Below are 12,310 nucleotides of genomic sequence, written 5' to 3'. Positions count from 1 at the left end.
TACTTATCTCAGATACTATTTAATTGAAGCTACTAGCCATGTAAAGAATCATTTATCTGAATATGCAGCTTTTTACCAGAAGAAGTATGATGAAGTTAAAACTCATCAGCACAAACGCGCACTCGCACTTACTGCTCGTAAATTCATCCGGCTGATTTTTGGATTGCTGGCCAACCATCAGCTTTACTCTCCAAGTAGAGTAAGCCAAAGTTAATAGATCCCATTTATTTACTTTTTCTTCGGCTTGAAGAAGAGGCTTGTTTAGTGCACCCATTTTTTGCGGATTACTTACAAAACTTATTTTTTATGGGCTTGACATATTACCAGATTGCTTTATATATGTATTATATATGAAACATTATATCATATATAATACATATATACTATATTGATATAATAAATCCTGCCTAAATTATCAATTTATTTAAAATAAATTGATAATTTAGGCAAAAGAAAGCACTCCTTAATCACGATATGATAAAATCTTAACTGATCCTATTTGGCCAGACAATAATAATAAGCCCGCTCGTTGGCAAACTGAACTGAATGCGCTCATAATTGTAAATAAGAATAGCTAAGTATTTAATAGATGGACTCACCTCCTTCCAGCAATTTGAAGAAAAGAACGCAATAATTGAATTTCCATCTTTAAACGGTTGATTTCATTTCTTTTCTTTTTCTTCTTCGGTAGGTAAGTATCCCTTAGGTAGCCATCCACGTTATTTAGGTAAAATTCCTGCCATTACTCGTTCTTTTTTTCTGCGTTGCCACTTCAGATATTGATGAATAACGGTCTTATCTTTAAATCCAAAGAATGCTGCAATCTCTGGCTGTGTTTTCTCCTCTTTTATCATTTGATTGATTTCTTTTCCTATTTTATCGATATGCGTATCAACCTCTTTTTATCATTGACAATGATACCCCCATTCGTAGTTTCATTTCCTACGAATGGGGGTATTTTGTCACTGTCCGTTTTTTATGATTCAGTTCACGGATTTGATAGGAGTTCTTTTTGTCAATTCTTATACTTGAAACTTTTGAACAGCTTCGCGAAGTTCCGTTGCGAGATTTGCTAGGCTTTGGCTAGAAGAAGCAATTTCCTCCATTGATGCAGATTGTTCTTCAGTAGCAGCAGATACCGTCTCAGATTCCTCTGAAGCCTTTTTACTCAAAGTATCAATCCGATTTACTGAATCTACAATTTGCTGGCTGCCATTAGCCATCTGATCAATGGCCAACGAAATTTCCTTCATCTGATCAGACACTTGAGTCACTAGCAGCACTATTTCTTGGAATGCCTGCCCAGCGGCATCAACAACTTCTGCCCCTAATTTAACCTCCCTATTGCCAGCATCCATAGCTTTAACTGCTTTATTGGTATCTTCCTGAATGCCACCAATCAGTGAGGAGATCTGCTCCGTTGCATCTTGAGACTGTTCTGCCAATTTGCGCACTTCTTCAGCTACTACTGCAAAGCCACGTCCTTGTTCACCAGCTCGTGCTGCCTCTATCGCAGCATTAAGAGCCAATAAATTGGTCTGCCCGGCGATACCAGAAATCGTAGCAACAATCTGACCAATTTCCTTAGACCTTTCACCTAATTCTGCTACTGCATGCGCAGAGGATTGCACCGTCTGTTCAATATGTTTCATTTGCATAACCGCTTTGTTTACGGCTGTATTGCCTTCCTTTGCTTTAGCAGCCGCTTGGTTGGATTGCTCAGCCACCCCAGTAGTAGTCGCCGAAACCTGCTCAATACTTGCTGACATTTCTTGAACTACAGCTGATGTTTCATTAGTTGCAGACAGCTGGTCATGTGATCCACTCGCTACACCGGTAATTGATATAGCAACTTGATTCGCAGCTTGAGCCGACTGTTCGGCACTCGCTGTTAATTCTTCACTCGAAGCCGCTAATTGTTCAGACTGAGAGTGCACCCTTGTGACAAGTTCATGCAAATTGGCTCTCATATCACGAAAACCTTTCGCTAACTGTCCAATTTCATCTTCAGATGAAACTTCTATATCTCGTTGCCGCAAATCTCCTTGGGAGAGCAACATGCATTCGTCACGAAGGATCAAAATAGGTTTTACAAACTGTTTTGCAATGAACACAATTGCTACTACTGCTAACAATAAGCAAATGATAGAAATGATAAGCATCATTCTTGTTAAGGTATCGATTTGATGATCGACTTCTGCTAGTGGTGCTACTACCATTACAAACCAGTGCTTATCACCTGGCAGATTGATTGGGGTAACGATTGCAACTCTTTCTATACCATCGACAAAAGTATATTCACCCATCGACTGCTCTCCAGTTTGGGCTGCTGTCTTCAATAAATGAATCAGACGTTCATCAAGCTCACTTTTCTGCAGCTTGAGTTCCGGATTAATTTTCTTTTCAAAAAGATTAAGCTTACCGATAAGCTCAGGCTGCTTAGGATGGGCAATAATCAGTCCCGAATCATCTGTAATCTGACCATAACCTGTTTCTAAGAACTTCAGCTCTTTCATCTGATTCGATAGTCTTTCCATAGAAACGGTTCCTAGTAAGACTCCTGTCAGCTGCCCATTATTTGTCACAGGCACTGCTAAAACAACAGCCAGCTTCCCTGTAGCCTTTGAAATGAGAGGATCTGAGATGACGCTCTTATTTGTTGCTATCACTTTCTTAAAATATTCTCTATCACTGTATGAGGCCTTTTCTCCTGTGCTTGTAACGGCTGACCCATCAGGCGAAATGAAGGCAACAACATCAAAAATACCTAGGCGATTTTTCATTTCTGCCATAGCTTCTGCAATTTGGACCTTGTCAGCACCTGTACGAATCCGCTGGATACTGGCCAGATCCTCTAATTGGACTACCATTTTACCCACATCCGCCCGTACCCGATTGCTATAGTCAGTTCCTACCGCTTTACCTGTATCATCGACACTCTTTTCCAAAGACTCCTTTGCTAAATAGTAACTAACACCAGATAACGCAAGCAACACTACTAGGATAAGAGGTATAAGATTAATCAATAACTTTGTCTGAATATTCTTTATTTTCACTCTACTTCAACTCCTCTAATTAGTATTTTTTACGTAGATCCCCGAATCAGCATAACCCAAAGGATCTTTCAAACCATGTAAAGTATCAATTCAAAACTCTTATTTGTTATCGATATGACATTTTTCATCATTTTTATTTATGTATTTACAATTCACAACATATATTACGCGTATTTTGTCAGAATATGATATGAATGGAAATTCTATATCTCCATATTTTTCTCCTGCTTCTACATTGCGTAATTCGAGAAAACAGACTAAAGTTTCAGGACTAAAGGGAATAGTATAAGCAAAAGAGCTCCTGCCAAATTCATAAAAATTTGTCAGGAGTTCTTTCGCTGCGTAAAACTAACTTTTATGGAGCTGCCAAGCCTGGTAGATATAATAGTCTGCAACCCCAATTACTACGATCATGCAGATAAAAGCTAACAATGCTATGAGGACATGGCTAAATTTAATACGATGTTTCGGCAGAATTGATCCATATAACCATCTGAAACATTGAATCACAAACGTTATTCCTGATCCAAAAGTTAAGATCATTAAGATAAGCTGTACCAAATTTACAATACTATGTCTCATAGAATAGCCGTCACTTAATCGCTGCTGGCTAATATTAAGTGCTGTAGACAGAATCACGGTCGTAAGATTTAACAATACACCTATTGCTCCGTATTTAAAAAAATTCGTTTTAATAAAGGCATTGATACTCAAGTGATCTTTAATGAGCCCTTCTAAACGGGAAACTTGTAATGTTGTTAGTAGTCTTTTAGGAATGATAAGCCCTGATGCTCTTCCCGTCATAAAAAATATCATGTTTTTGTTTCGCTTTACCCCAAATAGTTCATCCCATTTTACATTGGATTTGCTACTACCATCTACGCTAGTCACTTCTATCCCATCGGATGTAATTTCATAAACTACTTCTTTTTGATCCAGCTGATTTGATTTAAATTGTTTCTTTATATTTATCCTTTTGTAACACTCCAACATCGCAAGGATTAAAAGAATATAGGCTATACCAGAAATATCATCGACCATGATATTTCCTATTATGGCTGAAAGAAAAAAACCATAGAATCCATACAGCCATTTTTCATTAGACAATCGGTAAAAATGTTGATAATCTTGTAATTCCAATTTAACTAGCACATGAATTGTTTCCATATACTTCTCCTATACAAATTCAAGTATTTTTCGTCAAAGAGGTTGTATATGATGGTTTCTTTTTGTCATAACACCTCGCGCGGGACTTCGCCCAAATTATAGATAAGAACAGCCAATCTATTATACATCGGATTTACACTGCATTCCTCTCCCAAAAGATATAGATTTCATTTTTCTTTTTAATCAAGACAAAGAAAATAGGCACCCTTTCCAGAGTACCTTTTGTTCTATTCTTCAGTTACCTTCAGCATCTTCAGAAATTCATTCATCGAATATGCTTCTTCCTGCTCTGGCTTATCATCGAATCTTACAAAAATCTTTGATCCTTCTATATTCGTTATCGTTCCGTTATGACAGGTATTAAAATAGAGAGATACTTTGGAACCAACTTCAATAAGCATACGAATGACCTCCTATTCAATTGCTGCAGCTGCCTGCAATCGTGCTTGTACGATTTCGTGGTCTTGCCTGTTATAGTATTGCCCTGTTTTGGCTTCTTTAACATTCGGTATCTTGAAGATTTCGTATGGTTTCACCTAGCGTTCATGTTAAAGGACTTCGTTTCTGCTTCGCTATTCGCAGGTAAAACGCAGGTCGCTTTCCAAAACAGCAATGAATAGTTAAGAAAGGCAGCGGATAAGATACTGGTATTGAATACAATGATCACCGTTATGGATAGAGGAGCAATTTGCCGATGACACCTTATGTACTTTTTTTCGACCAAATCGATCATATAAGTCTGCCTTATGTTGGCGGTAAAGGTGCGAACTTGGGAGAACTGACGAAAGCAGGTTTTCCCGTACCAGGAGGATTTTGCGTAACGACTTACGCCTATCGAGAGTTTATCGCAGGAAGTCCGAAAATGGATCTGTTTTTTGATGCACTAAAGACAATCGACCCTACCGACTTAAACCTCATTCGGGAATGGGGACAACAAATTCGAACACACTTACAGCAGTTGGAGATCCCTTCGCAAATTAGCAACGAAATCATACAGGCCTGGACGAAGCAAGGAGCAACTCATGCATATGCGGTTCGTTCCAGCGCAACGGCCGAGGACTTACCCAATGCTTCCTTTGCGGGTCAGCAGGATACGTATCTAAACATCAAAGGCCAGGATGAACTGCTGGAGCATGTTCGCAAATGCTGGGCTTCTTTATTCACAGATCGGGCCATTGCCTATCGAGCAAAAAATGCTTTTGATCACTCGGAAGTCTATTTGTCCATCGTTGTGCAGCAAATGGTCATGCCCGATATTTCCGGAATCTTGTTTACAGCCGATCCTGTAACTGGAAACCGTACTATTGTTTCCATTGATGCCAGCTTCGGATTAGGAGAAGCCCTTGTATCCGGCTTGGTGTCGGCTGATTTGTACCAAGTAAAACAAAACCGTATCATTTACAAGAAGATATCACAAAAGAAAACAGCCATTTATCCTTTGTCCGAAGGCGGTACGACTACCCAGGATCTGCCGGCCAGGCAGCAAGGACAGCAAGCTATGACTGAGCAGCAGATTCTTGATCTTGCTGCATTAGGAAAACAAATTCAGCAGCACTATGGTACACCCCAGGATATTGAATTTTGCATGGTAAAAGACGATTTCTTTATCGTCCAGAGCCGTCCCATTACTACGTTATATCCTCTGCCGGAAATTCCCGAGCATCCACTGCGGGTGCTGCTGTCCTTTGGTCATGTCCAAATGATGCCGAATGCCATAAAGCCATTAGGCAGATCCGTATTACGTACGGCATTTCCCCCACAGGTGTTTGTCGAGGCGGGCAGCCGAATCTATATTGATCTTACGGATTTTCTGCTGTCTAAACTAGTACGCATCTTTTTTCCAAAATTATTAAAATTAGTAGACGAAGCTATGAGCCGTTCCCTGGATTCTGTCGTCAAACGACCAGGCATTTTCGCAGGAAATCTTCACTCAAATACTCCAGGTACTGCGCGCAAACTCGCAGCTCCCATTCTAAAAAAGGCTTGGAAGGTTCTGCGTACTGGTGATCCCCGGCTGGCTAAACCTAGAATCGAAGCCCTCATCGAGGAAAAAATGCAGCAGACCAGGCAGGCACTCAGCAGCGTGCAGGGCGCTGAACGGCTACAAGTCGTTCAGCGGCAATTAGACGGCATGATAGTAGACATTCTCCAGGAGATTATTCCCTATGTTGTACCTGGCATACTTGCCAACAAACTGCTGGAAAAGATGCTTCTCCGCTGGATGGGAAATGCAGCAGAGCTTCATACGTTAAACAAATCCCTTCCCGGCAATGTCACTACTGAGATGGGCCTGCAGCTGGGTGATTTGGCAGATCTACTGCGAACTCTCCCCGAGGTAGAGGAATATTTAAAAACGGCTGATGATCAAACATTCTATACCGGGCTTGCTCAAGTTGCTGGAGGTATTACCTTTCGGCACGCCTTTGAAAAATTTATTGATCAATACGGTATGCGATGCCCAGGGGAAATTGATCTGACAAATCCCCGCTGGCGTGAAATGCCAACGCAGTTACGGTCTGCCATATTCAGTCATATGCAAAGTGTAAAGCCAGGGGAGCACCGCCAGCGGTTTGCCGAAGGCAAAAAAGAAGCAGATGAAGCCATCCTGCGTATTCTAAGCCATGTGAAAGACAATCCTTTCAAATTAAAACTGACAACTCGTCTCATTGCTGTATTTCGCTATTTGGGCGGACTGCGGGAACATCACAAATATTTAATGAGCCTCATCTTAGACGAATGCAAAAAAGCAATTATGGCTGAAGTCGATGAGCTCGTTGCAATGGGGATACTAAAGAACGCTCAAGATGCCTATTTCTTACGTTTAGATGAACTGATCGAAATGAGGCAGGGCGAATGCAGCGGTAACGCAGCGGATTTGATTGCAAAACGCAAAGAGCAGCATCAATGGCACCAGCATCTAAAACCACCCCGTATAATGACCAGTGAAGGTGAAATTATCATTGTTCCTCCTGATAGAAAGAATATTCCCGAGGGCACATTGATTGGCAGTCCTGTTTCCGCTGGCACTGCTGAAGGTATTGCTCGGATTATCCTAAGACCGGAAAACGCTGTGCTGCGTGAAGGAGAAATTCTAGTTTCACCCCAAACTGATCCAGGATGGACCCCTTTGTTTCAATCGGCTAAAGCCATCGTTACTGAGGTTGGAGGGTTAATGACTCACGGTGCTGTTGTCGCCCGCGAATATGGTATTCCGGCAGTAGTCGGAGTTGATGATGCTACAACGCTCATTAACGATGGCGACAGAATACGAGTGGATGGAGATCAAGGATTTGTGGAAATTCTGAATCTGCTAAAAAAAGATATGCAATCCCTTTAGGATTGCATATCTTTTTTTAGCAGATTCAGAACGTTTCCCATACGTATTTCACAATTCCCTTATATCTTTTAGCTGTTACTCATTACAGCTATTGTGGCAGGTTATTGTAATCAATTGTTGTACCTATACCAAAATGAACATAGATTTCCGGATAGCCTGTTAAGGGCAGCCAATAACCAATCACTTCTTTTTCTCCGGATTTGTTTTTCGAGTACGTAGCCTTCTGCGTGGCCAGTGCCTTATTTGCCAGACAGCCTTTATGCTGTTCGGGAGAGCCCTTGTCCGAACATTTCGTGCCTGCTGCGCCGCCAAAAGAACTACAGGCTTCATTCACCGCCAATATTTCCCTGCTTTTATGCACCAGCATCACCGGCTCGGGAAAGTTTCCCCACATCAGATGAAAAGCCTCTATTACTTTCGAATCAACCATATTGTAAATCCCCCTTTTTCTTACTACTCTTATTGACGAAAAAATCTTATATTTATTGCATCATTTTTTCAAATCACAAAAAATAGTCGGTGACTTACAATGCTATCATAACTTTATAAGAATACACAGTATCAAGATACTGCACCGTGGTTATCTATCTAGCTTGGCAGTTACCGGGATGGGAGCCCCATAAGCACTCATATAAGCTTATGAGAAATACAACTCAATTTTGTAATAAGTCATGCCTGACCCCGAACTCTTATAAATAAAAAGACAGCTTGCCACGATCGGCAAACTGTCTCTTTATTTAGTTAGCTAATAACGGCTTTTCAACAAAACGAATTGCCGCCGCAGCTAATACTGAGGTGGGGTCAATGGATGGTCGTTTAATATGAAACAGTTCAAATGCAACCGGAAGTTCTGTACAGCCCAATACCAATATTTCTGCCCCTTTCTCAAAAAGCTCATCGATGGCTCCATAAAATTGATTAAGGTTGATATTCTTATTTGACGCCTTTATCCCATTATAAATAATATCCATTACACTCCTCTGCCCGACTGGCGAAGGAATCACCAAATCGATTCCTGCCTCCGCTAAGGCCGTATGATACACTCTTGACTTAATCGTCCCATCCGTTGCCAGTAATCCAATTTTTCTTATCTTTCTTCTTTGGACTTCCTGGACTGTTTCTTTTAACATATTTAAAAGTGGAATATCAAAGAAAGGCGTAATCTTATCATAAAAATAATGCGCTGTATTGCATGGCATTATTAATACATCTGCCCCCATGGACTGCAGTCTAACACCGCTTCTCACCATTTCGGGGATGGGGTCTTTTCCCCCTCCAAATATGGCTTTTGTCCTGTCAGGAATATTCGTATTACAATCTATACAAATATGGATATGTTCTTGGTCACACTTGGCATCCGTCATATCTATAATTTTCTTAAACAAATCGCATGTAGCTAACGAGCCCATGCCGCCAATAATGCCGATTGATTTTTGCATGATACCTTTCCCCCTGCTTATTACAATGACTTCCATGATTCCTTATTTGATTTCATTATAAATTTCAACTACAATAGAATCAAATACATATATCAGTATAAATAATATAATCATTTGGTTATAGCGTGGAGGCGTTATGTTTAAAGGAAAAGAATATATCTATGAAGTATATAAAGAAAAAAGCTTTTCAAAAGCAGCACAAAATCTCTATATCAGCCAGCCAGCGTTAAGTGCTTCCATCAAAAAAATCGAAAAACGCCTCGGCTGCTGCATTTTTGATAGAAGCAGTAATCCTGTGCAATTAACAGAAGCCGGCATCGAATATATAAAATCCATAGAAAAAATAATGGACATTGAAAATCGGTTTGAAAACTATCTCAGTAATTTAAACCAGCTAAAAACAGGGCGCCTTTCGATTGGTGCAAGCAATGTATTTGCTTCCTTTGTCCTTCCAGCAATCATCACAACGTTCACCAATAAATACCCATCAATTAAGGTAAATCTAGTCGAAGCCAATAGCGCTCATTTAGAAGACCAGTTATTTTCCGGCGCACTGGATTTTGTAATTGATAATTATCCTTTGAATGAACTCATCTATGAAAAACACTTATTTTGCAGCGAATGTCTGATTTTAGCCGTTCCTCAAATATTTTCTTCAAACGATCTTGCTCAAGAATATCAATTATCAATCGACGACATCCGCCAGGGAATGCACTTAAAACCAACGACCAAACCCGTGCCGTTAACCTTATTTACTCATGATCCATTTATTTGTCTAAGGGCTGGAAACGACACGCGAATGCGTACGGATAAAATTTTCCAGGAACAAGGCATTACACCCAAAATTATTTTGGAATTGGATCAGTTGGCTACGGCCTATAATGTTTCCTGTTACGGCATGGCAATTACCATTATCAGCGATACCCTCGCGCAAAAAGCAAATGATTCTTCCAATATGCTGTATTACAAAATAAATAGTACTCACACATTCCGCAACGTGTTTTTCTATAACAAAGAAAATAAATATATTACCAAAGCCATGGAAGAATTTATAAAAATAGCACAGAACTCAGATGAAAAACACCATTAGGAGCATTCTTCTTTGGCAGCTTTAGTTACCCAAAAAAGGAATGCCCCTAACTGTCACTATGATACATTCAGAGTATGGCTTCAGGAAAAACTGCGCTACATTATGAATGTAGCATCTAGTGAATTTCGATCTACTAATCTCGTATATTGATACTTAGGATAACCAACCATAACTGCGCCAACTACTGTTTTTTCTTCTGAAATATTAAATAAAGTAGTTAGCGGTGAATTTTCAATCGCTGCAAAATGTTCAAAAATACCAGCCCAACAGGATCCAAGTCCTAATGAAGGGGCAAATAACTCCAGATAGGTTAAGCATGAAACAGCATTATTTTTAGCATATGGGAAATTCTTGTCTGCAATCGCTATAATTAAATTTGGTGCGCCGCGGAAAACTGAATCCAGTCCTTTTTCCCTGTAACCGATAATCGCTGCTTCTATTAAATGCCTTACAGAGGATTTTTCTGCCATCTGAATCGTGATTTCAGCAGCTTTTTCAAGTAATTGTCTATTTTCTACGATCACATAGGATATCCCCTGACTATTAGATGCAGTAGGAGCAAGTCTAGCGATATTCACTAATTTTGATAAGAGTTCTCTTGCTACAGGCTTGTCATGATAATTCCTTATAGAACGACGAGATCTTAAAAAATGCTCTGCCTGGTGCGGATTTAACTTAGGAAAAGTATTAGCATCAACTTGCAGCGCCAGTGGTGCATTCTCGTTATCGATTGCCGCATTAGGACATATTGCAACACAATGTCCACAGCCATTGCAATGGGTGCTTGCCGCTTCTTCCGGCCCTTTTTCTCCCATCTGCAGAACATCGACTGGGCATTCTTTAATGCAAAGTCCACATTGAATACACCTTTCATTGACCGTTATTAAGCTCATTGCAGTCATCTCCTTAATAAAAATAACCAACAAATGTTGAATTTCAAACATTTGTTTAATATAATAGTAGCAACGCTGTTAACTGAAATCAATGAGTAAAACGGTCACATATGTTGATTAATAAACAAAATCGATAAAACTGTTCATTTATACAATCGTAAGGAGAAATTTTATTATGGATAGGCGTATTGAAAAATCCAGGCAGGCTATTATGGATGCTTTTACTAAACTGATGTTGGAAAAAGATTTTGAAAAAATTACGATTAACGAAATTGCAGAATTGGCAAATGTCAATCGAGGAACTGTATATTCCCACTATGTAGATATATTTGATTTATTAAATCAATGCATAGAGAATCACTTAAATAAATTATTTGAGAATTGTCAGCCAAGAGGCAATGATAGCAGTATCTCCGGTAAAGATGCGCTTTGTAAAACATTTAACTATCTGGAGCAAAATGCTTTTTTCTATTCAAAGATGCTAATGAGTAAGAGTATCACTGCCTTTAGAAACCGCTTACATGCTTTGATGGTAAAGAGTGTTGAAGAACAACTTGATATGAATGGCATCACTACAGATGGGAATAGGGAAATCATGGTACAATATTTTGCTTCGGCAACCATCGGTGTAATTGAATGGTGGATTACAAATTCAATGCCTTATTCATCAGAATATATGGCAGAACAATTATTGTCGCTGATGGAGAGATATCAAAATGTCACTGCCCCCCTTACAAGAAGCTGATTCGACCCCACTGATAATTCCCACACAAGCAAAAATCCACTATTTACTAAAAACAATAAATAGTGGATTTCATTATACCCTTATACACAAGATTTTCTCCTGGCTGGTTGCATATTTTTTAATCTATGGGTATAATATAAGAAAAGGACTGATGTGCGCAAACACACCAGCCCCACAGGCTGTCTAACCGGAAAACGGTTAGCCCAAACGTTAGTGATTAGAAATAACCGCCGCTTTTGTGATATGCTCCCCTTGTAATAGACAGTTGAAATAATAAAACTGTCTATTGCAAGGAAGGAGCATATTTTTTATGGGAAGCAAATTTACGGTTTCATATGAAGAACGCATTGATGCAGTTGAAAAGTACCTACGGAATGAATACTCCATGAACGATCTGTCAAAGCAATTAAAGGTAGCTAATACAAGCATTAGGCGATGGTTAGCAAGGTATCAGTCTTTAGGACCAGAAGGGCTACAGGAAACCTCGAAAAACCTATCCTATTCTTGGGAGTTGAAAGAAACAGTCGTGATGGATTATCTATCTGGTAGTGGTTCTCATATGGATCTTTGTAAAAAATACGGA

12 protein-coding genes and 1 pseudogene are annotated in these 12,310 nt (G+C 39.6%); 5 read left to right on the top strand and 8 right to left on the bottom strand.

All coding sequences use genetic code 11. From position 1 onward, the window contains the following. A pseudogene (locus BMZ99_RS24770) lies at positions 1-214 on the top strand (IS110 family transposase); the annotation flags it as partial. A gap of 505 nt (positions 215-719) precedes the next feature. Here BMZ99_RS24770 and BMZ99_RS27505 read toward each other — a convergent pair. The 5 genes from BMZ99_RS27505 to BMZ99_RS27500 all read right to left on the bottom strand — a co-directional run bounded on the left by BMZ99_RS27505 (position 720) and on the right by BMZ99_RS27500 (position 4,759). Beyond that, positions 720-854: a hypothetical protein gene (locus BMZ99_RS27505; RefSeq protein ID WP_281246866.1), complete on the bottom strand. Its 135-nt coding sequence runs from the start codon at positions 852-854 to the stop codon at positions 720-722. Between the two features lie 168 nt (positions 855-1,022). Beyond that, positions 1,023-3,056 carry a methyl-accepting chemotaxis protein gene (locus BMZ99_RS24765; protein WP_090944392.1) on the bottom strand — a complete coding sequence of 678 codons (2,034 nt, stop codon included), beginning with the start codon at positions 3,054-3,056 and terminating at the stop codon, positions 1,023-1,025. Positions 3,057-3,404: 348 nt separating this feature from the next. Then, positions 3,405-4,223, bottom strand: a complete 819-nt coding sequence (locus BMZ99_RS24760; RefSeq protein WP_090944389.1) for a YcxB family protein — start codon at positions 4,221-4,223, stop codon at positions 3,405-3,407. Between the two features lie 227 nt (positions 4,224-4,450). Further along, positions 4,451-4,624 carry a hypothetical protein gene (locus tag BMZ99_RS26640; protein WP_175490701.1) on the bottom strand — a complete coding sequence of 58 codons (174 nt, stop codon included), beginning with the start codon at positions 4,622-4,624 and terminating at the stop codon, positions 4,451-4,453. A 12-nt stretch (positions 4,625-4,636) separates the two neighbouring features. After that, positions 4,637-4,759 (bottom strand): hypothetical protein, encoded by a 123-nt coding sequence (locus tag BMZ99_RS27500; protein WP_281246865.1) that lies wholly within the window; start codon positions 4,757-4,759, stop codon positions 4,637-4,639. Between the two features lie 158 nt (positions 4,760-4,917). Here BMZ99_RS27500 and BMZ99_RS24755 point away from each other — a divergent pair, with 158 nt between their 5' ends. Continuing rightward, entirely contained in the window at positions 4,918-7,560 is a 2,643-nt protein-coding gene (locus BMZ99_RS24755) for a phosphoenolpyruvate synthase (protein ID WP_090944386.1), read from the top strand. Between the two features lie 88 nt (positions 7,561-7,648). On the opposite strand, the gene BMZ99_RS24750 is transcribed toward BMZ99_RS24755, so the two are convergent. Together BMZ99_RS24750 and cuyB are read right to left on the bottom strand one after the other, a co-directional pair. Beyond that, on the bottom strand, positions 7,649-7,990 hold the full coding sequence (locus BMZ99_RS24750) for a hypothetical protein (protein WP_090944383.1): 342 nt from the start codon (positions 7,988-7,990) through the stop codon (positions 7,649-7,651). Positions 7,991-8,297: 307 nt separating this feature from the next. Next, entirely contained in the window at positions 8,298-8,999 is a 702-nt protein-coding gene (gene cuyB / locus BMZ99_RS24745) for a cysteate racemase (RefSeq protein ID WP_090944380.1), read from the bottom strand. Positions 9,000-9,135: 136 nt separating this feature from the next. On the opposite strand from cuyB, the gene BMZ99_RS24740 reads away from it, so the two are divergent. Continuing rightward, positions 9,136-10,089: a LysR family transcriptional regulator gene (locus BMZ99_RS24740; RefSeq protein WP_090944377.1), complete on the top strand. Its 954-nt coding sequence runs from the start codon at positions 9,136-9,138 to the stop codon at positions 10,087-10,089. 95 nt (positions 10,090-10,184) lie between these two features. Here BMZ99_RS24740 and BMZ99_RS24735 read toward each other — a convergent pair whose 3' ends face one another. Next, complete coding sequence (locus BMZ99_RS24735) at positions 10,185-10,982, bottom strand: nitroreductase family protein (RefSeq protein WP_090944374.1); 798 nt, start codon at positions 10,980-10,982, stop codon at positions 10,185-10,187. A 175-nt stretch (positions 10,983-11,157) separates the two neighbouring features. Between BMZ99_RS24735 and BMZ99_RS24730 the strand changes: the two genes are divergently transcribed. Both BMZ99_RS24730 and BMZ99_RS24725 read left to right on the top strand, forming a co-directional pair. Then, on the top strand, positions 11,158-11,727 hold the full coding sequence (locus BMZ99_RS24730; protein WP_090944371.1) for a TetR/AcrR family transcriptional regulator: 570 nt from the start codon (positions 11,158-11,160) through the stop codon (positions 11,725-11,727). Between the two features lie 310 nt (positions 11,728-12,037). Beyond that, a partial coding sequence (locus BMZ99_RS24725; protein WP_139214850.1) for a helix-turn-helix domain-containing protein occupies positions 12,038-12,310 on the top strand: 273 nt, incomplete at its 3' end.

Origin of the sequence: Pelosinus propionicus DSM 13327 (genome assembly GCF_900114615.1) — a bacterium.
In the GTDB taxonomy this organism is placed as follows: domain Bacteria; phylum Bacillota; class Negativicutes; order DSM-13327; family DSM-13327; genus Pelosinus; species Pelosinus propionicus.
Note: the sequence above shows the minus strand (reverse complement) of the source record. Positions and strands in the feature narration are given on the sequence as shown.